25 protein-coding genes are annotated in these 26,668 nt (G+C 58.1%); 20 read left to right on the top strand and 5 right to left on the bottom strand.

The features are described from left to right. Window positions 1–165: 165 nt before the first annotated feature. From ppk1 to H4V98_RS12640, 3 genes are all read left to right on the top strand, one after another. Complete coding sequence (ppk1, locus tag H4V98_RS12650) at window positions 166–2,268, top strand: polyphosphate kinase 1 (protein ID WP_196863680.1); 2,103 nt, start codon at window positions 166–168, stop codon at window positions 2,266–2,268. A 6-nt stretch (window positions 2,269–2,274) separates the two neighbouring features. Next, window positions 2,275–2,748: a histidine phosphatase family protein gene (locus H4V98_RS12645; protein ID WP_196863679.1), complete on the top strand. Its 474-nt coding sequence runs from the start codon at window positions 2,275–2,277 to the stop codon at window positions 2,746–2,748. 266 nt (window positions 2,749–3,014) lie between these two features. Continuing rightward, the gene (locus tag H4V98_RS12640) at window positions 3,015–3,716 is read left to right on the top strand and encodes a VIT family protein (protein ID WP_196863678.1); all 702 of its coding nucleotides are present in this window, start codon (window positions 3,015–3,017) and stop codon (window positions 3,714–3,716) included. Between the two features lie 141 nt (window positions 3,717–3,857). Here H4V98_RS12640 and H4V98_RS12635 read toward each other — a convergent pair whose 3' ends face one another. The 3 genes from H4V98_RS12635 to H4V98_RS12625 are packed head-to-tail and all read right to left on the bottom strand — an operon-like array spanning window position 3,858 to window position 8,107. After that, window positions 3,858–5,333, bottom strand: a complete 1,476-nt coding sequence (locus H4V98_RS12635) for a DUF3482 domain-containing protein (RefSeq protein ID WP_196863677.1) — start codon at window positions 5,331–5,333, stop codon at window positions 3,858–3,860. Continuing rightward, window positions 5,330–6,808: a DUF2868 domain-containing protein gene (locus H4V98_RS12630; protein ID WP_280757527.1), complete on the bottom strand. Its 1,479-nt coding sequence runs from the start codon at window positions 6,806–6,808 to the stop codon at window positions 5,330–5,332. The genes H4V98_RS12635 and H4V98_RS12630 overlap by 4 nt, the downstream gene beginning before the upstream one ends. A 54-nt stretch (window positions 6,809–6,862) precedes the next feature. Then, the gene (locus H4V98_RS12625) at window positions 6,863–8,107 is read right to left on the bottom strand and encodes a nitronate monooxygenase (protein ID WP_196863675.1); all 1,245 of its coding nucleotides are present in this window, start codon (window positions 8,105–8,107) and stop codon (window positions 6,863–6,865) included. Between the two features lie 308 nt (window positions 8,108–8,415). Here H4V98_RS12625 and H4V98_RS12620 point away from each other — a divergent pair, with 308 nt between their 5' ends. Further along, entirely contained in the window at window positions 8,416–8,964 is a 549-nt protein-coding gene (locus tag H4V98_RS12620) for an NAD(P)H-dependent oxidoreductase (RefSeq protein ID WP_196863674.1), read from the top strand. An 84-nt stretch (window positions 8,965–9,048) separates the two neighbouring features. Here H4V98_RS12620 and H4V98_RS12615 read toward each other — a convergent pair whose 3' ends face one another. Then, window positions 9,049–9,702: an NAD(P)H-dependent oxidoreductase gene (locus H4V98_RS12615; RefSeq protein ID WP_196863673.1), complete on the bottom strand. Its 654-nt coding sequence runs from the start codon at window positions 9,700–9,702 to the stop codon at window positions 9,049–9,051. A 154-nt stretch (window positions 9,703–9,856) separates the two neighbouring features. Between H4V98_RS12615 and H4V98_RS12610 the strand changes: the two genes are divergently transcribed. The 7 genes from H4V98_RS12610 to H4V98_RS12580 all read left to right on the top strand — a co-directional run bounded on the left by H4V98_RS12610 (window position 9,857) and on the right by H4V98_RS12580 (window position 16,468). Further along, complete coding sequence (locus H4V98_RS12610) at window positions 9,857–10,786, top strand: LysR substrate-binding domain-containing protein (RefSeq protein ID WP_196863672.1); 930 nt, start codon at window positions 9,857–9,859, stop codon at window positions 10,784–10,786. Window positions 10,787–11,001: 215 nt separating this feature from the next. Then, a complete protein-coding gene (locus H4V98_RS12605) occupies window positions 11,002–11,643 on the top strand; it encodes a peroxiredoxin (protein ID WP_196863671.1) in 642 nt (213 codons plus the stop codon). Between the two features lie 53 nt (window positions 11,644–11,696). After that, window positions 11,697–12,689 (top strand): sulfate ABC transporter substrate-binding protein, encoded by a 993-nt coding sequence (locus H4V98_RS12600; RefSeq protein ID WP_196863670.1) that lies wholly within the window; start codon window positions 11,697–11,699, stop codon window positions 12,687–12,689. A 2-nt stretch (window positions 12,690–12,691) separates the two neighbouring features. After that, window positions 12,692–13,585, top strand: coding sequence for a sulfate ABC transporter permease subunit CysT (gene cysT / locus H4V98_RS12595; RefSeq protein ID WP_196863669.1), 894 nt, complete (start codon window positions 12,692–12,694; stop codon window positions 13,583–13,585). An 83-nt stretch (window positions 13,586–13,668) separates the two neighbouring features. Beyond that, a complete protein-coding gene (gene cysW / locus H4V98_RS12590) occupies window positions 13,669–14,574 on the top strand; it encodes a sulfate ABC transporter permease subunit CysW (protein WP_196863790.1) in 906 nt (301 codons plus the stop codon). Between the two features lie 22 nt (window positions 14,575–14,596). Next, on the top strand, window positions 14,597–15,685 hold the full coding sequence (locus H4V98_RS12585; RefSeq protein WP_196863668.1) for a sulfate ABC transporter ATP-binding protein: 1,089 nt from the start codon (window positions 14,597–14,599) through the stop codon (window positions 15,683–15,685). A 276-nt stretch (window positions 15,686–15,961) separates the two neighbouring features. Further along, complete coding sequence (locus H4V98_RS12580; protein ID WP_196863667.1) at window positions 15,962–16,468, top strand: disulfide bond formation protein B; 507 nt, start codon at window positions 15,962–15,964, stop codon at window positions 16,466–16,468. A gap of 163 nt (window positions 16,469–16,631) precedes the next feature. Here the strand turns inward: H4V98_RS12580 and H4V98_RS12575 are convergent, their stop codons facing one another. Next, complete coding sequence (locus H4V98_RS12575) at window positions 16,632–17,828, bottom strand: amino acid aminotransferase (protein ID WP_196863666.1); 1,197 nt, start codon at window positions 17,826–17,828, stop codon at window positions 16,632–16,634. Between the two features lie 171 nt (window positions 17,829–17,999). On the opposite strand from H4V98_RS12575, the gene uvrB reads away from it, so the two are divergent. From uvrB to dnaQ, 9 genes are all read left to right on the top strand, one after another. Then, window positions 18,000–20,108, top strand: a complete 2,109-nt coding sequence (gene uvrB, locus H4V98_RS12570) for an excinuclease ABC subunit UvrB (RefSeq protein ID WP_231374760.1) — start codon at window positions 18,000–18,002, stop codon at window positions 20,106–20,108. A gap of 249 nt (window positions 20,109–20,357) precedes the next feature. After that, complete coding sequence (iscR, locus tag H4V98_RS12565) at window positions 20,358–20,894, top strand: Fe-S cluster assembly transcriptional regulator IscR (protein WP_196863665.1); 537 nt, start codon at window positions 20,358–20,360, stop codon at window positions 20,892–20,894. Between the two features lie 76 nt (window positions 20,895–20,970). Beyond that, complete coding sequence (locus tag H4V98_RS12560) at window positions 20,971–22,188, top strand: IscS subfamily cysteine desulfurase (protein WP_196863664.1); 1,218 nt, start codon at window positions 20,971–20,973, stop codon at window positions 22,186–22,188. Between the two features lie 69 nt (window positions 22,189–22,257). Next, window positions 22,258–22,662 (top strand): Fe-S cluster assembly scaffold IscU, encoded by a 405-nt coding sequence (gene iscU, locus H4V98_RS12555; protein ID WP_196863663.1) that lies wholly within the window; start codon window positions 22,258–22,260, stop codon window positions 22,660–22,662. A 30-nt stretch (window positions 22,663–22,692) separates the two neighbouring features. Next, window positions 22,693–23,016, top strand: a complete 324-nt coding sequence (iscA, locus tag H4V98_RS12550; protein WP_036811265.1) for an iron-sulfur cluster assembly protein IscA — start codon at window positions 22,693–22,695, stop codon at window positions 23,014–23,016. A gap of 94 nt (window positions 23,017–23,110) precedes the next feature. Then, complete coding sequence (gene hscB / locus H4V98_RS12545) at window positions 23,111–23,650, top strand: Fe-S protein assembly co-chaperone HscB (RefSeq protein WP_196863662.1); 540 nt, start codon at window positions 23,111–23,113, stop codon at window positions 23,648–23,650. Window positions 23,651–23,661: 11 nt separating this feature from the next. Next, a complete protein-coding gene (hscA, locus tag H4V98_RS12540) occupies window positions 23,662–25,521 on the top strand; it encodes a Fe-S protein assembly chaperone HscA (RefSeq protein ID WP_196863661.1) in 1,860 nt (619 codons plus the stop codon). A 38-nt stretch (window positions 25,522–25,559) separates the two neighbouring features. After that, complete coding sequence (gene fdx, locus H4V98_RS12535) at window positions 25,560–25,898, top strand: ISC system 2Fe-2S type ferredoxin (RefSeq protein ID WP_196863660.1); 339 nt, start codon at window positions 25,560–25,562, stop codon at window positions 25,896–25,898. Window positions 25,899–25,924: 26 nt separating this feature from the next. Next, on the top strand, window positions 25,925–26,632 hold the full coding sequence (dnaQ, locus tag H4V98_RS12530) for a DNA polymerase III subunit epsilon (RefSeq protein ID WP_196863659.1): 708 nt from the start codon (window positions 25,925–25,927) through the stop codon (window positions 26,630–26,632). Window positions 26,633–26,668: the final 36 nt, after the last annotated feature.

The raw sequence follows: 26,668 nt of genomic DNA, 5'->3' as shown, positions 1-26,668 counted from the left end.
GGTATTGCGCAAACGGCTTTTTTTTCTTAAGAAATGATGTGAAATCAGACTTTTCAATTTGTCAGGCGGCGATGACAGTCGCTCCATAAAGGCTGCCAGCTGTCACAAGGCTGTCATCAAAGCAGACAACACTAGGGGCTATTTTTTTGACCACAAAGACCTGTCTTGTTACCTTCAGCCTCGACCTTATCTCCGGTCTCTGTCGCCGTGCCCGTCAAGTTTCTTGACCGCGACCACAGCATCCTCGCCTTCAACGAGCGGGTGCTGGACTGGGCGCGGCGCCCCGACGTGCCCTTGCTCGAGCGCTTGCGGTTTTTGTGCATCGTCTCGTCCAATCTGGACGAATTTTTTGAAGTTCGCGCGGTGGCGCACCTGACAGCGGCTCGCAACAACGAGTTGAAAGGCACTTGTTCGGTCGCGTCGTACAAGACGCTTTCTGCCATGGCGCACGACATGGTGGCACGCCAATATGCGCTTTATAACGACGAGCTGCTGCCAGCGTTTGCCCGGCACCGCATCCGCATCGTCTCGCATGGCGAGCGCAATGCAGTGCAGCGGCGCTGGGTGAGAACTTATTTTGAACGCGCAGTGCGGCCGTTGCTGGTGCCGGTCGGGCTTGATCCGTCGCACCCGTTTCCGCAGGTGGCCAACAAGTCGCTGAACTTCATCGTCCGGCTGGGCGGAAGCGACGCCTTTGGCCGCGAAAATGAAATCGCCATTGTCAAGGTGCCGCGTGTGCTGCCGCGCCTCATCCACATGCCGAGCCGGGGGGCTGAAAAGGGCAACAAGCTGTTCCTGTCGCTGTCCAGCGTGATTCGCGCGCATCTGGCCGATCTGTTTCCCGGCCGCAAAGTCGGCGAGTTCTCGCAATTCCGTGTGACCCGCCATTCCGACCTGGAAGTTGATGAGGACGATGTCAAGAACCTGCGCACTGCGCTGCGCCTGGGGCTGGAGCAGCGTCACTACGGCCAGGCGGTCCGGCTCGAAGTGTCAGCCGGTTGCTCGGAGTATCTGTCGAGCTTTTTGCTTGGACAATTCAGCCTGCCAACGCAGGCGTTGTACCGCGTGCATGGCCCGGTCAACCTGGTGCGGCTGACGCAACTGGTCGATCTGGTCAATGACCCCCAACTGCTGTTTCCACGCTACAAGGCCTGTTATCCGAAGCAACTGGTACCAGGCCAGTCGTTTTTCGATCGGCTTCGCCTGGGCGACGTGTCGATCCACCAGCCTTTTGAAAGCTTTGACGGCGTGCTGGCCTTCTTGCGCGAGGCGGTCAACGACCCGTCGGTGCTGGCGATCCGGCAAACCATTTACCGAACCGGTCCTGATTCAGAGCTGATGCTGCTGTTGCGCGAAGCGGTGCGGCGCGGCAAGGAAGTCATGGTGGTGGTCGAGCTGAAGGCGCGCTTCGACGAAGAGGCCAACATCAACTGGGCCGAGATGCTCGAATCCATCGGTGCGCAAGTGGTGTATGGCGTGATGGGCCTGAAGACACATGCCAAGATGCTGCTCGTCACCCGGCGCGAAGGGCGGCGTCTGGTGCGTTATGCCCACCTGTCCACCGGCAACTACAACCCCGGCACAGCGCGCCTGTACACCGACATCAGCTACCTCACGGCCGACCCGTTGCTGACGGCCGACATCGACCATGTGTTCGTGCACCTGGCGAGCCACAGCCGCCTGCCCAAACTGCACCATCTGCTGCTGGCGCCATTCCAGTTGCAGCGCAAGCTGCTGGAGAAAATCGCTGCGCTTGCCCAGGCAGCGCAGGCTGGCAAGGACGCGCGCATCGTCGTCAAGACCAATGCGCTGACCGACGAGGACCTGATGCGCGCGCTGGTCAAGGCCGGGCAGTGCGGGGTGAAGATCGACCTGATCGTTCGCGGTGCCTGCATGCTGCCAGCGCAGGTAAAGGGCGTGACCGACAACATCCGGGTTCGCTCGGTGATTGGCCGCTTTCTGGAGCACACCCGGGTGTTTTACTTCCGCTCTGGCGACGAAGAAACCTTGTTGCTGTCAAGCGCCGACTGGATGAACCGCAACATGCTGCGCCGCGTGGAACTGGCGTGGCCGGTGAACGACCCGGTGATTCGCCAGCGCATCATCGACGAATGCCTGGTCGCTTACCTTCACGACGGATGCGATGCGTGGGATTTGCAGGCCGATGGCACGTATGTGCTGGTGAACCCGGCAGACCCTGAAAAGCGCCATGGCGCGCAAGCCGCGCTGATGGCGCGCTACTCGGCCTTGAAACCCCGCGAAAGGTAGTCAAGCATGGACCTGATCCTGTGGCGTCATGCAGAAGCACACGCGCTGCCCGAGGGCACATCCGATGCGCGCAGTGACCTGGAACGTAAACTGACTGCGCGCGGCGACAAGCAGGCGGCCAAGATGGCCGAATGGCTGGACCGGCAACTGCCCGGCAGCGCCCGCATCGTGTCGAGTCCGGCGCGGCGCTGCGAGCAAACGGCCCTGGCGCTGGGACGAAAGTTCAAAATCCGGTCCGAGCTGGTGCCCGGCGCCATGCCCGATGCCTTGCTGGAACTGGTGCAATGGCCTCACAGCAAGTCGCTCATTCTGGTGATAGGGCACCAGCCCACGCTGGGCCAAACAATTGCCAGGTTGCTGGGCTTGCATGAAAGCGACTGTGCCATCAAAAAAGGGGCGGTTTGGTGGCTGCGTACCCGGGAACGCGAGGGCCAGATACAGACCGTTGTGGTGACCGTTCAGTCCCCCGAGATGCTTTGATTTCATTTTCAATTCTCAACTGAACTCCGCTGAGAATGCCGCTTCCCGGTAGTGGTGTCAACTTCCATGACCGGCGTGGATGTCGCGGGAAAAAGGATGAAAAAAACGGGTTGCAAAATGCAAAAACTTTCTAAAACTTTTTGCGAATGCCAGGCGAGCTCAAAAAGAGACTGCTTGAATGACTCAAATGCTTCACCCTGGTAAAGCGCTCAATAATTGGGCACCAAATCAGAAATGACTTTACCTATTACCGGAGTGTTGATTCCATGAAACCATTGAATCGCCACCAGGAGCGCCACCGGACCGACCGCATCGGCTGGCTGCGCGCCGCAGTGCTGGGCGCCAATGACGGCATTGTTTCCACCGCCAGCCTGGTGCTGGGCGTGGCGGCCGCCGGAGCCACCCCGCAGGCTGTTTTGGTGGCTGGCATGGCGGGGCTGATGGCCGGGGCCATGTCGATGGCGGCGGGGGAGTATGTCTCGGTGCATTCGCAGGCCGACACCGAAAAGGCCGAACTGGAACGCGAACGCCGGGAAATCGAGCTGCATCCCGAGGCCGAACATGCCGAACTGGCGGGCATTTACGTCAAGCGCGGCCTTACGCCTGAACTGGCGGACCAGGTGGCCGGTCAACTGATGAAACATGACGCATTGGGCGCGCATGTGCGCGATGAACTGGGTATTTCCACCGCCTTGCTTGCCAACCCAATCCAGGCCGCCATCGCATCGGCGGCGAGCTTTGCCGTAGGGGCGGCGCTGCCTTTGGCGGTCACGGCTTTGGCGCCTGTCAATGCCTTGAGCGCCTGGGTGCCCGTCACTTCACTTGGATTTTTGGCCTTGCTCGGGGGCACAGCGGCGCGTGCGGGCGGTGCCGGAATCCTGGGCGGCGCCTGGCGCGTGACTTTCTGGGGCGCGCTGGCCATGGCGATCACCGCTGGGGTGGGCGCGCTGTTCGGGGCTGTGGTTTAGCGCGAAAGCAGAGCGGCTTTCCCCGTGTCGAATCCGTCTATGGCGATTTTGCTATCGAATAAATAGCTGATAAAGCAAGACAGATAAGCGCAAAAGCCATTTTTCATGTCTAAAGTTTGTTTGAACTGAAATCCGTACGCGCTAAGCGCGATGCGGGAATGCAGCGTCCGGATACAGCTGACGCAGCACGGACGAGTTGATGCGCATCAGCAGCGCCTGCGCAGAACTGACCGATGTGTCTGCAGATGAGGCCGGTTGCCGCAGTGTCTGCCACAAGCGGCCCACGGCAGCTTCTTCGGTGGCGACGGCCCGTTCAACTTCAGTTTGCCAGAAAGCCGGGGCTTCGCTTTGTGCAAAATGGCCACGCCCGCGCCCAAAGTGCGCCACGGTCAGGTAGCGCAACACGCTGGTCACCAGCAGCGTGCGCATGAATTCATCAGTAAATTGCACCGTGGTCTGTTCGCGGTCGGTGCTTGAATTGAAACCCCAGGCCGCACCGGCAAATCCCAAGGCACCGACCACGCTGCCCAGCAGGGCACCGGCACCCAGGGTGAGGCCACCCGCCATGAGGTCCGCCGACAAGCCGGTTGCCGCGCCCGACAGCACTGCGCCGAGCATGCCCGCCTGCGCCTTGTCAATAGGCGCACGAACGGCAAAATTCTCGCGCACCCGCTGGTTGATGCGCGTCGCCTCGCCGGGGTCGATCCGGTGCAGGGTCAGCAGCTTGCGTGTGGTTTCGGCAATGCTGTCGTTGAGCCGCTCGACCAGAATGCCCATGGCCTGGTCTTCGCGTTTGAGCTTGAAGCTCTTACGCAAGCCGGTTGCCTGTAATGCTGAATTAAGCAACGACCGGCTCTCGGGATCGACCGCCTGGCGGTCCTGCGCTGCCGTCGCCAGTTGTTGCGCCGCCAGCTGCATTGACGCCTGAAAGCGTGCTTCATGGCTCGCGTCCCAGGCTGCCAGCAGGCGGGCATAACCGGCGGCCTTGTCAGGTTCGACCCACTGGCCGACGGCTTCATAAAACACCCGTTCATGCACCCAGCAGCGGGCAAAGGCGTCGAGCGCCAGCACCTTGCGCACGATGGGAAAGGCTTCCAGGTGACGGCTCCAGCGCATCAGTTCTGCCTGCTCTTCGGGCGCCGGACGCGGCGGTCCTGTCTGGTTGAGCAGCACCATCACCGGCTTGCCCAGCCACTGCAAAATATTCATCTCAGCCGCCAGATAGCCGGCGTCGCCCGGATGCTCGGCCGAATTGACCAGGTACAGCACCACATCGGCCGCATCGCGGGCGGTGCGCAATGCCTGCTGGCTGAGCCAGAACGGCCGGTCACTGTAGCGGTCCAGCACTTCCCGCAAAAACCAGCCAATCGGGTTGTCGGCCATACCGAGCCGCTTGAGCAGCCGCACCGAATCGCCAAAGCCGGGCGTGTCCCACAACAGCAGGGCATCGCCAATGCCTGTCGTCAGCAGCGGATGCGCTTCGGATGTCAGGGTGACATGGGCGGCGTCGCGCACTTCGCCGACATCGGCGCCCAGCAGCGTCCGGGCCAGCGTGGTCTTGCCATTGTTGGTGTGCGACACCAGCGCCAGCTGGATCTGGACCGGGGCGTCGGTCATGTGGTTGCCGACAAGGCAAGGCCAGCGCCGTCGTCCAGCGTATGGGCATCGGGATGGAGCAGGTTGACAAAGGTGGCGGGTGCCTGGTGAAAGCGGCAGAACTGGCGCCACAGGTCAATGCGTTCAGCCATTCTTTCCTTGCCACCGGCTTGCGTGCCGACCCGTTCCAGGTAGCCTGATTCATCAATCAGCACCGCAATGCCGCGCGCCGATGCCCGCACCAAGTGGTCGAGCAGGGCGCCATGGTTTTCCTTTTCAGGCGTGGCTGCCAGGCTGAACAGGACCGCCGTGACGGTGGCTTCGCTGTCGTTCAGCTTGAACTCGCGCAGCGCATCGTGCGGTTCGTCGCCATAGGCCACTGATGGACGAAGCATGAGCCGCGCATGCTCGCCCAGCAGTCGGACCGCCAGCTGGCTCAAACCCTTGTCTCGCGCTTCATCCACCGCAAAACTGTAGGGCAGCACCCGCAGCATGCCGGGCGCACCGCCAAGTGCTTTCAGCAGCTTGCGAAAATAGGGCTGCTCCAGGTTCAGCGGAAAATTCCGGGTTTCTTTATTGACGCGCCATTGGGCAGCGCCGGCCAGCAGCACACGCGGCAGCACAACCAGCAAGAAGAGCGTGGCGGCATACAGATGCACCCAGCGCGCGCCACCCAATGAAGACGAAGGCGTCTGTCCAAAGTGAAGGGCTTCAATGTCGGCCAGCGAAAATCCCTGCAGCGGAAAAATCGCCATGGCGGGCATGAACAGCGCCGACAGCAAGGCATGAACCTGGCCCGCATCCAGAAAAGTGCTTTCCCAGCCTGCCGAATACTGCGCGACATAACCGCGCGCATACAGCGACAGCACCGCACCGATGGCAAACAGGGCCGAACCCAGGTGCAGGGTGCGGGCCAGCCGGTCCAGCGTCAGCCGCCGGCTGAGCTGGCCCCACTCGGCCAAGAAGGCCAGCAAGGCATTTGCCAGCACGGGCGGCAGCTTGCGCGGCAGACGCGTGCGGCCCATGCTGAGCAGGCGCACCAAAGTCGATTCGGAATTCTTCAGCTTGCCAAATGGCAGCCAGCGCCAGACCAGCAGGCTTGCGTAGACCGCCAGGTTCCAGCCGATGATCAGCAGCAATGGCGGCGACAGCAGGTCAACCCGGTGCGCGTCAGTGATCCGGTCCATGAAAATTCCGGCCAGCAGGGCCACGACCGGTAGCCCGGTCCAGAACAGCTTCAGAGCCCCGGACCGACGAAGCATGGCGCCGAACGCCGCATGCCGCTCGGACAGGCGCTGGAGAATCTGTCCGGCGCGCTGCTGCAAAAAGGTGTCTGCCGTCACGGGCAAGCCCGCGTGGGACGCCTGCCACTGCGCCAGTTCCGTGGCGCTGCGGCTTGCATGGCGGCGGTCGTCCTCACTCAAAATTTCGCGCGCGTGGTCAGCCGTTTCAATGGCGCGAACCAGAACCACGTCCCGGGCCGCCTGTTCATTCATGCATTTCTTCCGTGGCGTGCGGCATGGCTGAAGTGGGCGGCGGCATTTGGGCGCTTAGGCGGGCAGCATCACCTGGTGGTCCACGCTGAACTGGTAGTCCCGGAAGATGTGTTCAGCGCTCAGGCCCAGGTAGGTGCCGTCGGACTGAAGGTGTGTTGTGTCCTTCAGGCGGTAGGTGCTGCTGCCACAGGTCCAGACGTTGTAGTTGCGCATGTGGGTGCACAGGCAGGTCTTGTCCATGACCACGATGTTCTTGCCGTCCGGATGCAGGGCAATCTGCTCGTTGTAGGCCGTGATGTAAGCGCAGTTGCCGTTGCCGTCGAGCAGGTAGCCGTAGGACTCGCAATTCGGCCGGATACCCGAGCCAATGGCTGGCGAGCTTTTCAGCATGCGCATCGGGTAGCCGGTCGGCGAAATGGTGTTGACCGTGATGTCCGCTTCGCTGGCGCGAAAGTATTCCTGCTTGTCTTCGGGCGGCAGGCCGCATTCGTTGGACACGGTGAAGCGCGTGGCCACCTGCACACCCGCCGCGCCGTTTTCAAGGAACCCGACCGCGTCACTTCCGGTGAAAATGCCGCCGGCGGCAATCAGGGGAATGTCAAGCTGCTCGATTTTCAGGAAAGCCGAAATCTCACTCACAATGGTGGCCAGGTCATATTTTTCCCAGTCCATGCCAAAGCCCAGGTGGCCGCCGGCCAGCGGACCTTCAACGATCACATAATCCGGCAGCCGGCCCAGGCGGGCGGTCTTGCGCAGGAACAACTGCAAGGCACGCACCGACGACACGATGATGCCCATCTTGGCTTCGCGAAAGCGCGGGTGCTCGGCCATCAGGCCGAACGAGCCTAAATGCAGTCCGGCGCTCAGGGTAATGCCGTCAATGCCTGCGTCCAACGCCGAATTGAGCCGAACCTGCAGCGTGTCGCGCGGCGAATTCATGGTCAGCTTTTCCATCACGTTGACGAACACCATGCCGTCGCCGCGCTTGGCTTCCATGGTCTTGCCGACATGCAGCCGGGTGGCCTCTGCCAGTTCGCCCAGGTCGAACTGGACGCTGCTCTTGTCTGAATTGGTGATGTTGCTCTTGTAGAACTTGGTCTTGCCTTTGACAAACGAGGTGTCAAAACGCCGGTCGGACACGTCATGCACCAGCGCGTCGGAGATATGGCCAATGCCGCCCAGGCGCGCCGCTTCCAGTGCCAACTCGGCAGTGGATATATCAACCCCCATTCCGCCAATCATGATCGGCACCAGTTCCTTTTGGCCGAATTTCAGGCGGAAATCATCAACTCTTTTCATCGGAATCCTTGTAGCTAGGGAGTGACGGCGCTTTCCTGCGCTTCGGCATTTCCTGACGATTTACGTCCCTGGAGGAATGCACTTGTCAATACCCATAATGTTAATGCCTTGGCCGGCCCGAGTTGGGTCAGCAGTGCAGTAAACCGTCACGGGCAACAGGATTTGGATCAATGTCCGTGCATTGCGTGGCCGGGATGCAGGTCGGCCGGCCAAAAAATTTGGCAGAACTTTGCATAATAGGCTGCTCGTGCCGCCTTTTTTTATAAACCGTCTTGCCGGATTGCCGGTGGGTTTTCTGGAGGTATTTCATGGCTCAATACCAAATCGCCGTCGTGGTCGGCAGTCTTCGCAAAGACTCGTTCAACAGGAAACTCGCCGGGGCACTGGAAAAGCTGTTTCCGGCAGATTTCAGTTTCATCCAGGTCCGCATTGACGACTTGCCGCTCTACAACCAGGACGACGACAGCCATCCCTGCGCGCAGGTGACGCGCCTCAAGGGCGAGATTGCGGCCGCGCAGGGCGTGCTGTTTTTCACGCCAGAATACAACCGTTCCATCCCCGGCGTGCTGAAAAACGCGATTGACCATGCCTCGCGTCCGTATGGCAAAAGCAGCTGGAACGGCAAGCCAGCCGCCATCATGGGCGCGTCGGTCGGCCCGATCGGCACGGCCATGGCGCAGCAGCACCTGCGCAATATCCTGGCTTATCTGAACATGCCCACGCTTGGCCAGCCTGAAGCCTTCATCCACAACAAGGAAGGGTTGTATGACGCCGACGGCAACATCGCCGAAGCCAGCCAGAAATTCATGCAGAGCTGGGTGGATGCGTACGTGGCCTGGGTTAAGCGACACGCCTGAAGCCTTGCCTTCACCAATGCAAAAAACCCGCGCCTGCGGGTTTTTTGCATCCAGGCCGAAAGGCCGGCCAGGCCTGTAACCGTTTCAAGCCACCAGGACTGCCTGGGGCTGGTTGTCGGCAAGGCGGGTTTGGGCCAGGATGTCAAGCCCGGCGGAGGCCAGTGCAGCCGACTTGGCGGCTTCTCCCATGGCCAGGCCCTCGGCGCGCACGATGCGTACATCGGTCACACCGAGAAAGCCGAACACTGTCTTCAGATAGCTTTCCTGGTGCTCCATTGCAATGCCGGCATCGCTGGTGGAGTAGATGCCGCCGCGGGTGGACGCCACAATCACCGTCTTGCCGCCTGCCAGGCCGACCGGGCCTTTTTCGGTGTACTTGAAGGTACGGCCAACCTGCGCAATGCGGTCAATCCAGGCCTTGAGCTGGGTGGGAATGGAGAAGTTGTAGAGCGGCGCGCCAATCACCAGCACGTCAGTTTCCAGAAACTGCGCCACCAGGGCTTCAGATAATGCGTTTTCATTCTTTTGCACATCGCTCAACGTGGCTGAACTGGGCGGCAGGCGAAAACCCATGGCATCGGCTGAGAAGTGGCCCGGCGTATCGACCGCCAGGTCAAGGTAGCTGATCTCGGTGGCCGGGTTGGCGGCACGCCAAGAGGCCACGATTTGCGCCGTCAACAGGCGCGAAACGGAGTTGGTTCCAAGGATGCTGGAGTCGATGTGAAGAAGCTTGGTCATGATAAAAAATCCCCGGTTTTGAAGAGTTTGTGAAGGTGACAGTCTGGTGTTGACCATGGATAGATTGTCCAGCTAGGCCAATGCCTTGATAAGACGGCAAAATCGCGATAGATTGTTCTGCATGCAGGACAATGGTCGGTACGGAGGAACCCGCATGGAAGACCTGAACGACATGTTGTACTTTGCCGAAGTGGCCGAGCGGGGCGGTTTTGCCGCTGCCGGGCGGGCGCTTGGCGTGCCCAAGTCCCGGCTGTCGCGCCGGGTCGCCGAACTGGAGGCGCGCCTGGGCGTTCGCCTGTTGCAGCGCACCACGCGCAAGCTCTCGCTGACCGAAGTGGGCGACATCTACTTGCGGCACTGCAGCGCCATGCGCGACGAAGCCATCGCCGCCGCCGATGCCGTGGCGCAGTTGCAGGTCGAGCCGCGCGGCCTGCTGCGCGTGACCTGTCCGGTGACACTGGCCCAAAGCACGCTGGGCTATTTGATTCCCCGTTACCTGGCGATGTTTCCGCGCGTCAAACTGGACCTGCGAGTGACCAACCGGGTGGTTGATCTGGTGGAGGAGGGCGTTGACGTCGCATTGCGCGTCAGGCCAACGCTGGACGACAGCGGCAGCCTGGTCGTCAAGCAGCTTGGTGCGACTTCCGGGCACCTGCTGGCCAGCCCGGTGCAGTTGCGCCGCCAGGGTATGCCGGCTACGCCAGCAGACCTGGCCGGGCTGGACACGCTTGCCATGTCTTCGGCAGACGGCAAAAGCGCCTGGGTGCTGATGGGGCCGGAAGGGCAGGAATTTACCTTTCATCACCAGCCACGCTATGTGGCCGACGACCTGCAAACACTCAAGCTCGCGGTGCTTGCCGGCACAGGCGTCAGTTTTTTGCCGGACAGCATCAGCCAGGCCGAATTGCAGGCGCAATTGCTGGTGCCGGTATTGCCCGGATGGGTGCCCAAGCCCGGCATGGTGCATGCCGTGTTTCCTTCACGGCGTGGCCAGATACCCGCTGTACGCAGTTTTCTTGATTTTCTGGGTCAGCACATGCAGGGCGATCAAGTCATCGGAACGGTCCTGCAAGACGCTGGTTGAAGGAGAATTCCTCATATTGAATTGACATTTTGCGCAATAGATACATGCGCAGAATGCTATTAAAAAATGAGTAATCGACATTGAGAAGCCATTTTTCAATTTTTCAATAGGCTTGTCTTATTCGATTTAATTAATAAATTAAGAAGAATGTATTCTTTTGAGTTTTAAGTTTTTGTGTCCACAATGATTTTTTTGAATAATCCCGGGAGCACACCATGACCACTTTGAGACTCGGCGACACGGCACCTGACTTCACCCAGGACTCGACCGAAGGCCCTATTGCATTTCATGCCTGGGCGGGCGATGCGTGGGTGGTGCTGTTTTCACACCCGGCCGACTTCACACCGGTGTGCACCACCGAACTCGGCAAAACCGCTGCACTCTCCAGCGAATTTGCCAAGCGCCATGTCAAGCCGATTGCCATCAGCATCGACCCGCTTGACTCGCATGGCAAGTGGGTCAGCGACATCAATGCAACCCAGAACACGACGGTGAACTTCCCGATCCTGGCCGATGCCGACAAGACCGTGGCCAACCTGTATGACATGATTCACCCGAACGCCTCGACCACCGCCACGGTGCGCAGCGTGTTCATCATCGACCCGAAAAAAATCATTCGCACCTCCTTCACCTATCCGGCCAGCACCGGCCGCAATTTTGATGAAATCCTGCGCGTGATCGACTCGCTGCAACTGACCGACAGCCACAAGGTGGCAACGCCGGCGAACTGGAAAGACGGCGACGACGTGGTCATCGTTCCCAGTATTCAGGACCCGGCCGAGCTGGCGCAGCGCTTTCCCAAGGGCTTCACCGCCGTGCGTCCTTATCTGCGCATGACGCCCCAGCCCAACAAGTAAGCATTGCATCAGCTATCATTTCCGATTTTTCCCTTTGCTTTTCTGGACCCCGCATGACTTTTAAACTCAAGATTGCCCTGGCAACCCTGGCCCTGGCCGCCAGCGGTATCGCTTCAAGCCAGACCCTGCTGAATGGCTCGTACGACGTGGCACGTGAGTTCTACAAGGACTACAACGCAGCGTTCATCGCCCATTACAAGAAAACCACCGGCAAGGACGTGAAGATCGACCAGTCGCATGCCGGATCCAGCGCCGTGGCGCGATCGGTGGCCGACGGACTGGACGCCGATGTCGTGACCATGAACACCTCGACCGATGTCGAGTTTCTGGCGAATGCCGGCGTGGTGGCCAAGGACTGGGCCAAGCGCTTCCCCGGCAATGCCTCGCCCACCACCTCGACCATGCTGTTTCTGGTGCGCAACGGCAACCCCAAGGGCATCAAGGACTGGGACGACCTGACCAAGCCGGGCATTCAAGTGATTGTGGTTAACCCAAAAACTGGAGGCAACGGCCGCTACACCTACCTGGCGGCCTGGGGCTACGCCAAGAAAAAGGGCGCCACCGACGCGCAGGCTGCCGAGTTTGTTGGCAAGCTGTACAAGAACGTGCCCGTGCTGGGCAAGGGCGGACGCGATGCGACCACGGCCTTCTTGCAGCGCAACATTGGCGACGTGCTGGTAACGTTCGAATCGGAGGTGGTGTCGGTGAACAAGGAGTTTGGCGCAGGCAAGGCGGACGCGGTATACCCGTCCATCAGCATCCTGGCTGAAAACCCGGTGGCAGTGGTGGAACGCACCGTGGCCAAGAAAGGCACGGCGGTTCTGGCCAAGGCTTACCTTGACTACCTGTATTCGGACGAAGGCCAGGAAATTGCAGCCAAGCACGCCATGCGTCCGTATTCGCAAGCCATCCTCAAAAAGTATAGCGACACCTTCAAGCCAATCCAGCTTTTCACGGTGCAGGAAATGTTCGGCTCACTGAGCGAAGCGCAAAAAGTCCACTTTAATGACGGTGGCCAGTTCGACAAGCTCTACACCGTCCGGTAAGCATGCGTGCCTTGACTTCCGGGGCGTCATCCGCTGGGGTGGCGCCCCCTCTTCGTTCCGGCCCCAAAAGAACCCCGCAGCGGGTGTTGCCGGGCTTCAGGCTGACGCTGGGTTACACGATCCTATACCTCAGCCTGATCGTGCTGATTCCGATCACCGCGCTGTTCTTCAAGACCTTCACGCTGACTTGGGAGCAATTCATCTTCGCCGTCACGTCGCCGCGCGTCATGGCGTCTTACCGGCTGACCTTTGGCGCGTCGCTGATTGCCGCGCTGGTGAACCTGGTGTTTGGCCTGCTGCTGGCCTGGGTGCTGGTGCGCTACAAGTTTCCGGGCAAGAAAATCGTCGATGCGCTGGTGGATTTGCCGTTTGCGCTGCCCACGGCAGTCGCCGGCATTTCCCTGACAGCGCTGCTGGCCGGCAATGGCTGGCTTGGCCAGTACCTTGAACCCATGGGCATCAAGCTGGCTTTCACGCCTGCAGGCGTGGTGATTGCGCTGATTTTCGTCGGCATGCCGTTTGTGGTGCGCACGGTGCAGCCGGTGCTCGAAGACGCCGAAAAAGAGCTTGAAGAAGCCGCGACCGCGCTAGGTGCCAACCGCTTGCAGATTTTCACCAAGGTGATCTTCCCGCATATCGCCCCGGCCCTGATGACTGGCTTTGCCATGGCGTTTGCGCGGGCGATTGGCGAATACGGCTCGGTGATCTTCATTGCCGGCAACATGCCGATGATTTCCGAGATCACGCCGCTGATCATCATCGGCAAGCTGGAGCAATACGACTATGCCGGTGCCACAGCCGTGGCGGTGGTGATGCTGGTCATCTCGTTCGTCCTGCTGCTGGTCATCAATGCGCTGCAGACCTGGCAGCGAAAAAACACCGGAGCCTCGTCATGAGCGATAAAAAAGCCCCCATGCTTGTCGCTTCGCGTACTGCGCTGCCCCCCGAGGGGGCGGTGCTTGCTAGGGGCGGCCCGTCGCTGCACACGTCTTCGCAACTTATTCGCCGCGCCAGGGCTGGCACGACCGAAGCGCCGTGGGTCCGCTACCTGCTCATCACGGTGGCGCTGCTGTTCGTGCTGCTGTTTCTGATTTTGCCGCTGGCGGCCGTGTTCACCGAGGCGCTGCGCAAGGGTTTTGGCGCCTATCTGGAAGCGCTTAAAGAGCCCGACGCCTGGTCGGCCATCCAGCTCACCCTGATCGCTGCGGCGATTTCCGTGCCGTTGAACCTGGTGTTTGGCGTAGCCGCCGCCTGGGCGATTGCCAAGTACGAGTTTCGCGGCAAGTCGTTTTTGACGACGCTGGTCGATCTGCCGTTCTCGGTGTCGCCGGTCGTGGCTGGGCTGATGTACGTGCTGCTGTTCGGCGCGCAAGGCTGGTTTGGGCCCTGGCTGCAGGCGCATGACATCAAGATCATCTTTGCCGTGCCGGGCATCGTGCTGGCGACCGTGTTTGTCACCTTTCCCTTCATCGCGCGGGAGCTGATTCCGCTGATGCAGGCGCAGGGCAACGACGAAGAGCAGGCCGCCATCGTATTGGGCGCCACCGGCTGGCAAACGTTTTGGCGCGTCACGCTGCCCAACATCAAGTGGGGCCTGATCTACGGCGTCATTCTGTGCAATGCGCGCGCCATGGGTGAATTTGGCGCAGTGTCGGTGGTGTCGGGCCACATTCGCGGCCAGACCAACACCTTGCCGCTGCACGTGGAAATCCTCTACAACGAATACCAGTCGGTGGCTGCGTTTGCCGTGGCATCGCTTCTGGCTATCCTGGCGCTGGTCACGCTGGCCATCAAGTCGGTCGCCGAATGGCGACACGACTCTGAACTCAAGTCTGCGGCCGAGTTACCGCCCGAGCGGCCGCAGGCGCTGGCTGCCGTTCGCTGAAAACACGCAGGAAAAATAAATCATGGGTATCGAAATACGCAACGTCAGCAAGCAGTTTGGCAACTTCCAGGCCTTGGGAGACGTGAGTCTGGACATTGAAGCCGGTGAACTCGTCGCCTTGCTCGGCCCCTCGGGCTGCGGCAAGACCACGCTGCTGCGCATCATCGCGGGGCTGGAAACGCCCGACCAGGGCAGCATTTTCTTCAGCGGCGAGGACACCACCGACGTGCATGTGCGCGAGCGCGGCGTTGGCTTTGTGTTCCAGCATTACGCGTTGTTCCGGCACATGACGGTGTTCGAGAACGTCGCCTTCGGCCTGCGTGTCAAGCCGCGTGGCCAGCGGCCGAGCGAAGCGCAGATCAAGGAGAAAGTCCATTCACTGCTCGGTTTGGTGCAACTCGACTGGCTGGCCGACCGCTTTCCGTCGCAGCTGTCCGGCGGGCAGCGTCAGCGCATTGCCCTGGCGCGCGCGCTGGCGGTCGAGCCCAAGGTGCTATTGCTCGACGAGCCCTTCGGTGCGCTCGACGCCAAAGTGCGCAAGGAATTGCGCCGCTGGCTGCGGCGCCTGCATGACGACCTGCATGTCACCAGCATTTTCGTCACGCACGATCAGGAAGAAGCGCTGGAAGTCGCCGACCGCGTGGTGTTGATGAACCAGGGCAAGGTTGAGCAGATTGGCTCGCCGCAACAGGTCTGGGACCATCCTGCGAGCCCGTTTGTGTATGGCTTCCTCGGCGACGTGAACCTGTTCCATGGCCGCGCCCATGAAGGCGAGGTGCATCTGGATGGCATGAAGCTGGACTCGCCCGAGCACAGCGGCGCGCAAAACGCCAAGGCCTTTGCCTATGTGCGTCCGCACGATTTTGAGGTGGCGCGTTATGCGCCTGGCGCCGACGGCATTGTCGCGATGCTGGACCGCGCAATTGTCATCGGCCCGATTGCCCGGCTGGAACTGGTTCCGGTCGATTCTGACAAACCGTCGGCGGAATCCCTGATCGAAGTGCAAATGCCGTCGCACCAGTTCAGGGACATGGGTCTGAAGGAAGGCGAAAAGCTGGTGGTCACGCCCCGCAAGGCACGTGTCTTCGTTGAGGCAGGCGAGGGAATTTGACGACAAGCACGGCTAACGCGCGTCAGTTCTGACAAAAAAATAGTGTTTTGTTGCTGAAAAGGGTCTCATGCGCAGGCTGGTTAAGCGCTTGATGCTATTTTTTCAGTAGCAAAAATGCTGATTCTTATTGGTAGTCGTTTCCGGTCACGCGGGTTGCGCTCTTACCCTTGCAGGCCTTCTAAAGCGCGACCAAGTCGATTTTTGCAGGAACTAATCCGGGGCGGTTTCAACGAACCATCGGACAATCCTTAAATTGATCAACCAAGAGGGAATTGAATGTTTTTGACGTATTTCGACACCATGCCGCGCCGCTTGCTGGCATTGACAGCCGCAGTGTGTGTTGCGCTGCTGGCTTTTGGTCTTTATTTGCAGCATGTGGTGGGGCTCGAGCCTTGCCCCATGTGCATCGTGCAGCGCTATGCCCTGGTGCTGGTCGCCATCGTTGCAGGCGTCAGCGCCTTGAGCGCCCGGCGAAATTTCCTGATCACCGGTGCCAGCTTGCTTTTGTTGCTGTCGGGCTTTGGCGCCTTTGTGGCGGCACGGCAGAGTTTTTTACAGTGGTATCCGCCGGAAATCGTCTCGTGCGGCCGTGACTTCTACGGAATGATCGAAACTTTTCCGCTCAAGCGAGCGATTCCCATGATTTTCAAGGGCGGCGGCGACTGCACCGCGATTGACTGGACCTTTCTGGGCGGCTCGATTGCCAACTGGTCTTTTGTCTGCTTTGCGCTGATTGCTGTGATGGCGTTGACACTGGTTGTCAGGCAGTCCCGTCAGCGATGATTCGGTCAAGCGCTGCCATTTGCTTTAATTGCTATTGAAAATATAGCTGTAACTGAATATGAGGCAAGCGCGAAAGGCTGATTTGATGAAAAAAATGCCAGTCAGCGCAGTGCTGACTGGCATGGGTTTGAAGCGGCGTCTTTTCGGCCCGCCCGCGATGGCTTTAGATCACCTTGGCAATCGATGCGCAAACATAATCGATGTTCTTGCTGTTCAGCGCTGCCACGCACATGCGGCCGGTGTCAGTGCCATAGACGCCGAATTCATTGCGCAGGCGAACCATCTGGTCTTTGGAAAGACCTGAGTAGCTGAACATGCCGATCTGCTTCGTGATGAAGCCCATGTCCTCTTTCACGCCAGCGGCCTTCAGGCCATCGACCAGCTTTTGGCGCATGGCCTTGATGCGCACGCGCATCTCGCCTAGTTCTTTTTCCCACAACGTACGCAGCTCGGGCGTGTTCAGCACCGTGGCGACCACCGTGCCGCCATGGATCGGCGGGGTGCTGTAGTTGGTGCGGATGACGATCTTGAGCTGGCTCAACACGCGTCCGGCTTCTTCCTTGCTCTCACACACCACGCTCAGACCGCCAACGCGTTCGCCGTACAGGCTGAAGCTCTTGGAAAAAGAGGTGGAAACAAAAAAGTCCAGGCCGGCAGCGACAAACTTGCCAATGGCAGCGCCGTCTTCTTCAAGACCGTAGCCAAAACCCTGATAGGCCATGTCCAGAAACGCCACCAGCTTGTTGGCCTTGACGGCGGCAACGACTTGGTCCCACTGGGCAGCGGTGATGTCATAGCCGGTTGGGTTATGGCAGCAGGCGTGCAGCACGACGACAGTGCCGGCTGGCGCGGCATTCAGCTCGGCCAGCATGCCGTCGAAATTGATGCCGCGGGTTGCCGCGTCGTAGTAAGGGTAGCTTTCGACGGTAAAGCCCGCGTTGGTGAACAGGGCACGGTGGTTTTCCCAGCTCGGGTCGCTGATCAGCACCTTGGCATTGGGGTTCAGGCGCTTCAAAAAGTCGGCCCCAACTTTCAGCCCGCCGGTGCCGCCGATGCACTGCACCGTGGCAACCCGGCCCGAGGTGACGGGTTCGCTGTCGGCGCCAAACACCAGCCCCTTGACGGCCGAGTCGTAGGCGGCAATCCCGTCGATGGGCAGATAGCCGCGTGCCTTGGGCGTTTCCATCATGTGTTTTTCAGCAATCTGCACGCATTCGAGCAAAGGCAGCTTGCCGTTGTCATCGTAGTAGACGCCTACGCCGAGATTGACCTTGGCGGCATTGGTGTCGGCGCCAAATTGTTCGTTCAGGCCCAGGATCGGGTCACGCGGGGCCATTTCGACGGCGGTAAACAAAGACATGGAATATCCTTAGAAGTGAAAAATTTGCCTTGGGCAAGGCGGATGGCGCCGGGTTATGTCCCGGCAAAAGGTCTGATCAACGGACGGCGGGGATTGCAATTTACGCCTTCGCCCGAATGTCATAGTGTGTTTAGTTGCCCTGGATTTTAACGGGGCTTGAATAGGGTTTTTATGCCAGAAATCATGGAAGTGACGGCCGATGCGACGGATTCCGCCGGCGTCGGCCAGTTTGTCCGTTATCCGGATTCGCCTTTTGAGCTGTTTCAGCCCTACCTGCCAGCGGGCGACCAGCCGCAAGCTATCGACAAGCTGGTCGAAGGGGTCAGGGACGGTGAAGTCTTTCAAACCCTGCTCGGCGTGACCGGCTCGGGCAAAACCTTCACCATGGCCAATGTGATTGCCCGGCTGGGCCGGCCCGCCATCGTGTTTGCGCCGAACAAAACGCTTGCTGCGCAGCTGTACAGCGAATTCCGGGAGTTTTTTCCGAAAAATGCGGTCGAGTATTTTGTCAGCTACTACGACTACTACCAGCCTGAAGCCTATGTGCCGCAACGCGACCTGTTCATTGAAAAGGACTCGGCCATCAACGAGCACATCGAGCAGATGCGGCTGTCGGCGACAAAAAGCGTGCTGGAGCGGCGCGACACGATCATCGTGGCGACCGTGAGTGCGATCTACGGCATTGGCGCCCCGGAGGACTACACCCAGATGCGGTTCATTGCCCGGATTGGCGACAAGATGGGCCAGCGCGATGTGATTGCGCGACTCATCCGCATGCAGTACAGCCGCAATGATGCCGACTTTGCACGCGGCACTTTCCGGGTGCGTGGCGACGTGATTGATGTATTTCCAGCCGAGCATTCGGAACTGGCCATACGCATCGAACTCTTTGACGACGAGATCGAGACGCTTTCGCTGTTTGACCCGCTGACAGGACGTATCCGGCAGAAAATCCCGCGTTTCGTGGTGTATCCGAAAAGCCATTACGTCACACCACGCGACAAGGTGATGACGGCAGTGGAAACCATCAAACTTGAATTGTCCGAGCGGGTAGGGCAGTTCATCGCCGACGGCAAGCTGATTGAAGCCCAGCGCATTGAGCAACGCACCCGGTTTGACCTCGAAATGCTGGGTGAGATCGGCCACTGCAAGGGCATCGAGAACTACACCCGCCACCTGAGCGGCGCGCCACCCGGTTCGGCGCCGTCCACGCTGTGCGATTATTTGCCGAAGGACTCGGTGATGTTCCTGGACGAGAGCCATGTCATGATCGGCCAGCTCAACGCCATGTACAACGGCGACCGGGCACGCAAGACGACGCTGGTTGAATACGGCTTTCGGCTGCCCAGCGCGCTGGACAACAGGCCACTGAAATTCGAGGAGTTTGAAACCAAGATGCGCCAGGCGATTTTCGTCTCCGCCACGCCGGCGGCTTACGAGAATGAGCATGCGGGACAAGTGGTCGAACAAGTCGTGCGGCCGACCGGGCTGGTCGATCCGCAGGTCGAGGTGCGGCCTGCCACGCATCAGGTTGATGATGTGCTGCAGGAAATCCGCATTCGCGTCAATATCAACGAACGGGTCTTGATCACCACGCTGACCAAGCGCATGGCCGAGCAGCTGACCGATTACCTGAGCGAAAACGGCGTGAAGGTGCGCTACCTGCACAGTGACGTGGAAACCGTCGAGCGGGTCGAGATTTTGCGTGATTTGCGACTGGGCGCTTTCGATGTGCTGGTCGGCATCAACCTGTTGCGCGAAGGGCTGGACATTCCGGAGGTGTCATTGGTGGCGATTCTGGATGCCGACAAGGAGGGTTTCCTGCGGTCCGAGCGCAGCCTGATCCAGACGATTGGCCGCGCTGCCCGCAACATCAATGGCCGCGCCATCTTGTATGCCGACCGGATCACCGATTCGATGAAAAAAGCGATGGGCGAAACGGAACGTCGGCGAAACAAGCAGCTGGACTTCAACACCCTGCATGGCATCACGCCGCGCAGCATCGTCAAGCGCATCAAGGACCTGATTGATGGGGTGTACAGCGAAAAATCCGGCAAGGATGCGCAAAAGCTGGAATTGCAAAAAGCGCTGGTCGAGGACATGAGCGAAAAAGATGTCTCGCGTGAAATCAAGCGCCTCGAAAAGCAGATGGTCGAGCATGCGAAAAACCTGGAGTTTGAAAAGGCAGCCCGGGTGCGCGACCAGTTGCATGTACTGAAGGAGCAGGCTTTTGGCGCGCCCGGTAGCGACAATGTGGTGCCAATTTCATCGGCGGCCTGACTGTGACTTTGGTTGCCGCCAGCCTTCGGGATGTTGTTTTGATTGGGGTTATTGCCCTGCTTCACAGAACGCTGACATGCTAAAAATGACCTCGCGTGCTATACTTGACGAAATTAGTCAAGAACCTTGCAATATTAGAAAACTCCTGCTAGCAACATTGATGCTAATCAGAAAACCGAGAAAAAGTTCCCTGATAGTCACAAGCTTTCGGGGTCAAACGACAGTCAAGCACACTTGAAGGAGCTTGTTATGCGTCTTACAACCAAAGGCCGCTTTGCGGTCACCGCGATGATTGATCTGGGGTTACGCCAGAACAACGGCCCGGTCACGCTGGCAGCGATCAGCCAGCGCCAGCAAATTTCCCTTTCCTATCTAGAGCAGTTGTTTGGCAAGCTGCGTCGCCATGAACTGGTCGAGTCGACCCGTGGGCCCGGTGGCGGTTACACGCTGGGTCGCAAGGCGTCTGAAATTACCGTTGCCGACATCATTGTCTCGGTAGACGAGCCCATCGATGCCACTCAGTGCGGTGGCAAGGAAAATTGCCAGGATGACGGCACGCGGTGCATGACACATGACCTCTGGTCTTCTTTAAATACCCGAATGGTCGAGTTTCTTGACTCGGTCAGTTTGCAAAAGCTGGTCGATGATCAACTGGCCAAAGGCGTGATGGTTGAAAGTACGCCGCAGGTTAAAAAAGCTGTTTTTGCATCCCCCATCGTCAAGCCGATGCGTGTGAATGCACCCAATTCGGTTTTTGCACTCGGCAACGCTTTTTCCAAATCTTGACGGGTTTTCGAAACCCATCGCCGCAACGCAATTATTTATCAAGTCGTCCGCCACTAAAAACAAGAGAGCCTTCCCAATGGAAACCCCACACTTCCCGATTTACATGGACTACAGTTCCACCAACCCTTGCGATCCGCGGGTAGTGGACGCAATGATCCCGTGGTTGCGCGAGCATTTCGGCAATCCTGCATCCCGCAGCCATGCATGGGGCTGGGAAGCGGAGGCCGTGGTGGAGAAATCCCGCGAACAGGTGGCTGCATTGATCGGTGCCGACCCGCGCGAGATCGTCTGGACCAGTGGCGCCACCGAGTCAAACAACCTGGCTTTGAAAGGCGCAGCCCATTTCTACAAGACCAAGGGCAAGCACCTCATCACGGTCAAGACCGAGCACAAAGCGGTGCTCGATACCTGCCGCGAATTGGAGCGTCAGGGCTTCGATGTCACCTATCTGGATGTTCAGGCCGATGGTATGCTGGACCTTGAGGTTCTAAAGGCAGCGATTCGCCCGGACACCATCATTGTGAGCGTCATGTTCGTCAACAACGAAATTGGCGTGATTCAGGACATGGTTGCCATTGGTGAGATATGCCGCGAGAAAGGCATTATTTTCCACTCTGATGCAGCGCAGGCCACTGGTCGAGTTGACATCGACTTGGCAACTTTGCCGATCGATTTGATGAGCCTGACCTCGCACAAGACTTATGGTCCCAAAGGTATTGGCGCACTGTATGTACGCCGCAAGCCGCGCGTTCGCCTTGAAGCGCAAATGCACGGTGGTGGCCACGAGCGCGGCATGCGTTCGGGTACTTTGCCGACCCATCAAATCGCTGGCATGGGCGAGGCTTATCGCATCGCCAAGGCCGAGATGCATGAAGAGAACAAGCGCATCCGAATGTTGCATGAGCGCATGCTCAATGGTCTGAAGGACGTGGAAGAAGTCTTTCTCAATGGCCATGCTGAAAAGCGCGTGCCGCACAACCTGAACATGAGCTTCAATTTCGTCGAAGGCGAGTCGTTGATCATGGGCATCAAAGGTTTGGCGGTGTCGAGTGGTTCAGCCTGTACTTCGGCAAGCCTGGAACCCAGCTATGTGCTGCGTGCCTTGGGCCGCAGCGACGAACTGGCGCACAGCAGCCTTCGCATGACGATTGGCCGCTGGACCACCGAAGAAGAAATTGACTACGCCGTGGCCACCATCAAGGAAAACGTGGCCAAACTGCGCGACTTGTCACCTCTTTGGGAAATGTTCAAGGATGGTGTTGATCTGTCCACCATCCAGTGGGCAGAGCATTAATCAAACAGGCATTCAGGTGACTTTGAACCAGTCATCTGCCCTATAACCAGAATTCAAGGAGTTAATTTAATGGCTTACAGTCAAAAAGTGGTCGACCACTATGAAAATCCCCGGAATGTCGGTTCTTTTGAAAAGGGCGACGAAACCGTGGGCACCGGTATGGTCGGTGCGCCGGCTTGCGGCGACGTGATGAAGCTGCAGATCAAGGTAAATCCGCTTACTGGCGTGATTGAGGATGCTCGCTTCAAGACTTACGGCTGCGGCTCGGCCATTGCCTCCAGTTCACTTGTGACTGAATGGGTAAAGGGCAAGACGCTGGACCAGGCGGCTAGCATCAAAAACAGTGCTATTGCCGAGGAACTGGCGTTGCCCCCAGTAAAAATTCATTGCTCTATCTTGGCAGAAGATGCCATTAAGGCAGCAGTGAACGATTACAAGAAAAAGCATCTGACTGCCGCTGCAACTGCACATTGACCAACCATCTGTTTACTTCGAGCGATTGATATGTCCGTTACCCTTACCGACGCTGCCGCCCGCCACGTGACCCGCTATATGAGCAAGCGTGGCCGGGGTGTGGGTGTCCGCCTGGGCGTCAAGACCACCGGCTGCTCAGGACTGGCTTACAAGCTGGAATACGCCGATGAAATCGCGCCTGAAGATGTCGTGTTTGAAGACAACGGCGTGAAGGTGCTGGTCGATCCCAAAAGCATGGCCTACATTGACGGCACCCAGCTTGATTTTGTACGCGAAGGCTTGAATGAAGGCTTCAAGTTCATCAATCCCAATGAACGTGACCGCTGTGGTTGCGGGGAGAGCTTTCGCGTTTGAGCGGCAGGCAGGCGATATTTTGTACGGCGCAATATTGCGTATCGATTTTTTCAAATGCCGCCTTCACTAACCGTGCCGGCGGCTTTTTCATTTCATGAATCTTCAATCCAACGATTTTGAGCTTTTTGGCGTTCCTGTGCAGTTCGCCCAGGACAAGCCGCAACTCGACGCGCGCTGGAAAGAATTACAGCGCGAAGCCCATCCAGACAAGTTTGCCGCGCAGGGGCAAGCCGCTCAGCGTTTGGCCATGCAATGGTCTGTCCGGATTAATGAGGCCTATCAGCGGTTAAAAGATCCACTTAAGCGCGCGAGTTATTTGTGCGAATTGCATGATGCGCCGATCAATGCCGAAAACAATACGGCCATGCCATCCGACTTCCTGATGCAGCAAATGGAATGGCGTGAAGCATTGGAAGATGCCCAAAGTATTAATAGTTTGAATGAAATTTCTCTTCTGGCCAAGGTGGACGGGCATGAACAGCTATTAAAAATTGAGCAAACACTGGATCAGAAAAAAAATTTCCCTGAAGCCGCACAACAGGTCAGAAGCCTCATGTTCATTGAACGCTTTGCCCGTGAGGTCGATGCCCGCATTGATCTGCTGGAACAACAAAACACCCAAGAAACTCAGTAAAGAACCGCGACATGGCACTTTTGCAATTATCCGAACCCGGCCAGACGCCAGATCCGCACCAGCGGCGCATCGCCATTGGCATTGACCTCGGCACCACCCATTCGCTGGTGGCCAGCGTACGCAACGGGTTGTCTGAATGCCTGCCTGATGACGAAGGACGGGTGTTGCTGCCAAGTGTCGTGCGTTATCTCGCAGGCGGAACAAAAATCGGCTTTGATGCCCTTGCGGCCCAGGTCGATGATCCGTACAACACGATTTCTTCGGTCAAACGGCTGATGGGGCGGGGTATCGACGACATTGGCAACCGTCAGCAAATGCCTTATCGCTTCATCGACAAACCGGGTATGGTCACACTGCAAACTGTAGCCGGTGAAAAAAGTCCGGTCGAAATCAGTGCTGAAATTCTGGCGTCACTACGACAGCGTGCCGAAGATACCTTTGATGACGATATCTATGGCGCCGTGATTACCGTGCCTGCTTATTTTGACGATGCCCAGCGCCAGGCAACCAAGGATGCCGCGCAACTGGCCAGGCTGAATGTGCTGCGGTTAATTAACGAACCCACTGCAGCAGCCATTGCCTATGGACTGGACAATGCCAGCGAAGGTGTTTTTGCTGTCTATGACCTTGGAGGCGGAACATTTGATATTTCGATCCTGCGCTTGTCGCAAGGTGTGTTTGAAGTGGTCTCCACAGGTGGAGATTCTGCCCTCGGCGGCGATGATTATGATCGCGCACTGGTTGACTGGATACTGACCAAGTGCGGGGTAACACCGGACAAGCTCAGCGCATCGGACAAAGCTAATTTACAAAAAACTGCACGCGCTTGCAAAGAGGCTCTGTCTGAGGCGTCATCGGTGCCATTTTCTGTTAACTTGTCCAACGCCTACATTGCTTTTGAGGTGACGGCAGCAGATTTTGACGCCGCTTCGGCGAATCTTACCCAGCGTACGCTGACTGCTGCGCGCAAGGCTCTGCGTGACGCTGGGCTCAAACATGAAGAGATTGATGGTGTGGTCATGGTGGGTGGTTCAACGCGCATGCCGCAGGTACGCAAGGCTGTTGCAACTTTTTTCGGACGTGAACCGCTGGTCAATCTCAATCCTGACGAAGTGGTGGCGCTGGGGGCGGCCATTTCTGCCAATCAACTGGCAGGAAACAATACCGGTGACGACCTGTTGCTGCTTGATGTGATTCCGCTGTCGCTGGGTGTGGAAACCATGGGTGGGCTGGTAGAGCGTATCGTCCCGCGCAACCAGACCATTCCCACGGCCATGGCTCAGGACTTCACCACTTATCAGGATGGCCAAACTGCACTGGCGCTGCATGTGGTGCAGGGCGAGCGTGACCTGGTGGCTGACTGCCGCAGCTTGGCGCGTTTCGAGTTGCGCGGAATTCCGCCGATGGTCGCTGGCGCTGCGCGCATTCGTGTGACGTTCACTGTAGATGCCGATGGCCTCCTCAGCGTCAATGCCAAAGAACAGATCAGCGGGGTCGAAACCCAAATTGACGTCAAGCCTTCTTATGGTCTTTCGGATGACGAAATCGCCCGCATGCTGCAGGATAGTTTTGCAACTGCCCATCAAGACATGCAATCGCGTGCATTGGTGGAGGCGCAGGTGGACGCGGATCGCATGATTCTGGCAATTCGAAGTGCGCTGGAAGCTGATGCCGACCTTCTCAGTTCAAGCGAACGTGTGTCGACTGACGGCTTGATGGCTGAGCTGGTTGATGCGCGTACCAAGGGCAATACTGTTTCCATCGAAGCTGCAACGCAGGCGCTTGCCAAAGGCACGGAGGCCTTTGCAGCCCAGCGCATGAACCGTGGAATTCAAAAAGCACTGGCCGGAAAAAACATCGAGTCGGTCTGAACATCTCTCCGCATTTATATTACCTACAGTTCGACACCATGCCCATCATCAAGATTCTTCCCCATCCTGAATACTGCCCACAAGGTGCCGAAATATCGGCCCCTGCAGGTACCTCCATCTGCGAAGCGTTGCTCGACAACAAAATAAATATCGAGCATGCCTGTGACCTGAGCTGCGCTTGTACAACGTGCCATGTCGTCGTTCGTGAGGGGTTCAGGTCACTCAACGAGATGGACGAAAGCGAGGAGGATTTGCTCGACCGTGCCTGGGGTCTGGAGCCCAATTCGCGCCTCAGTTGCCAAGCCTTTCTGGCACAGGCAGATGTCACCGTAGAAATTCCAAAATACTCCATCAACCACGCCAAGGAAAATCATTAAATGTGCCTTGGTCGGAAATTCTGAACATGCGCCAAATTTTTCTGGACACCGAGACAACAGGTCTTTCTGCCGAAAACGGCGACCGCATCATCGAAATCGGATGCGTAGAACTTGTCGCGCGCAAGTTGACCGGAAGAAATAAGCACTTCTATCTCAATCCAGGTCGTGATAGCCATGAAGATGCACTGAAGGTTCACGGCATCAGCAATGAATTCCTAAAAGACAAGCCAAGGTTTTCAGCCGTAGTGGACGAACTGCTCGACTACCTGCAAGGTGCCGAGGTCATCATTCACAACGCACCGTTTGATGTGAGTTTCCTGAACAAGGAACTTGAACTGATTGGCAGGGAACCTGTAATGCGTTGGGTGGACAAGGTCACCGACAGCTTGATAATGGCCAAGGAAATGTTTCCGGGCAAACGAAATTCTCTCAATGCCTTGTGCGATCGGCTTGAAGTCGACAATTCGGGACGAACCCTGCACGGAGCATTATTGGATGCTGAATTGCTGGCAGATGTGTACATCAACCTGACACGCGGCCAGAACAGCCTGATGATGGACATTGCTGGCCCTGTAGAGGCGGACCAAGACGAACCTATCATCGACCTATGCATTTTTGATCTTCCTGTGGTTTCGGCCAATGCCACGGAAATGGATGCACATCAAAAATTCTTGGTAATGCTCGACAAGGCTAGTCGTGGAAAAACTGTCTGGCGATCTGAGCGTACTCAATAATTTCTGAAAAGCAGCATATAATCTAGAGCTAATCAA

It is taken from the genome of Polaromonas sp. CG_23.6 (assembly GCF_029892315.1).
Lineage (GTDB): Bacteria > Pseudomonadota > Gammaproteobacteria > Burkholderiales > Burkholderiaceae_C > Polaromonas.
The sequence above is the reverse complement of the archived record's forward strand: the minus strand, read 5'-3'. Positions and strand labels throughout refer to the sequence as shown.

Coding starts and splice junctions, on each gene's coding strand:
- H4V98_RS12580 (WP_196863667.1), top strand. CDS start 15,962: ATGTTTTTGACGTATTTCGACACCATGCCGCGCCGCTTGCTGGCATTG.
- H4V98_RS12615 (WP_196863673.1), bottom strand. CDS start 9,702: ATGACCAAGCTTCTTCACATCGACTCCAGCATCCTTGGAACCAACTCC.
- H4V98_RS12600 (WP_196863670.1), top strand. CDS start 11,697: ATGACTTTTAAACTCAAGATTGCCCTGGCAACCCTGGCCCTGGCCGCC.
- H4V98_RS12625 (WP_196863675.1), bottom strand. CDS start 8,107: ATGAAAAGAGTTGATGATTTCCGCCTGAAATTCGGCCAAAAGGAACTG.
- H4V98_RS12610 (WP_196863672.1), top strand. CDS start 9,857: ATGGAAGACCTGAACGACATGTTGTACTTTGCCGAAGTGGCCGAGCGG.
- uvrB (WP_231374760.1), top strand. CDS start 18,000: ATGCCAGAAATCATGGAAGTGACGGCCGATGCGACGGATTCCGCCGGC.
- fdx (WP_196863660.1), top strand. CDS start 25,560: ATGCCCATCATCAAGATTCTTCCCCATCCTGAATACTGCCCACAAGGT.
- hscB (WP_196863662.1), top strand. CDS start 23,111: ATGAATCTTCAATCCAACGATTTTGAGCTTTTTGGCGTTCCTGTGCAG.
- H4V98_RS12635 (WP_196863677.1), bottom strand. CDS start 5,333: ATGACCGACGCCCCGGTCCAGATCCAGCTGGCGCTGGTGTCGCACACC.
- H4V98_RS12620 (WP_196863674.1), top strand. CDS start 8,416: ATGGCTCAATACCAAATCGCCGTCGTGGTCGGCAGTCTTCGCAAAGAC.
- iscU (WP_196863663.1), top strand. CDS start 22,258: ATGGCTTACAGTCAAAAAGTGGTCGACCACTATGAAAATCCCCGGAAT.
- H4V98_RS12640 (WP_196863678.1), top strand. CDS start 3,015: ATGAAACCATTGAATCGCCACCAGGAGCGCCACCGGACCGACCGCATC.
- H4V98_RS12630 (WP_280757527.1), bottom strand. CDS start 6,808: ATGAATGAACAGGCGGCCCGGGACGTGGTTCTGGTTCGCGCCATTGAA.
- H4V98_RS12575 (WP_196863666.1), bottom strand. CDS start 17,828: ATGTCTTTGTTTACCGCCGTCGAAATGGCCCCGCGTGACCCGATCCTG.
- H4V98_RS12585 (WP_196863668.1), top strand. CDS start 14,597: ATGGGTATCGAAATACGCAACGTCAGCAAGCAGTTTGGCAACTTCCAG.
- hscA (WP_196863661.1), top strand. CDS start 23,662: ATGGCACTTTTGCAATTATCCGAACCCGGCCAGACGCCAGATCCGCAC.
- H4V98_RS12560 (WP_196863664.1), top strand. CDS start 20,971: ATGGAAACCCCACACTTCCCGATTTACATGGACTACAGTTCCACCAAC.
- H4V98_RS12645 (WP_196863679.1), top strand. CDS start 2,275: ATGGACCTGATCCTGTGGCGTCATGCAGAAGCACACGCGCTGCCCGAG.
- iscA (WP_036811265.1), top strand. CDS start 22,693: ATGTCCGTTACCCTTACCGACGCTGCCGCCCGCCACGTGACCCGCTAT.
- cysT (WP_196863669.1), top strand. CDS start 12,692: ATGCGTGCCTTGACTTCCGGGGCGTCATCCGCTGGGGTGGCGCCCCCT.
- H4V98_RS12605 (WP_196863671.1), top strand. CDS start 11,002: ATGACCACTTTGAGACTCGGCGACACGGCACCTGACTTCACCCAGGAC.
- dnaQ (WP_196863659.1), top strand. CDS start 25,925: ATGCGCCAAATTTTTCTGGACACCGAGACAACAGGTCTTTCTGCCGAA.
- iscR (WP_196863665.1), top strand. CDS start 20,358: ATGCGTCTTACAACCAAAGGCCGCTTTGCGGTCACCGCGATGATTGAT.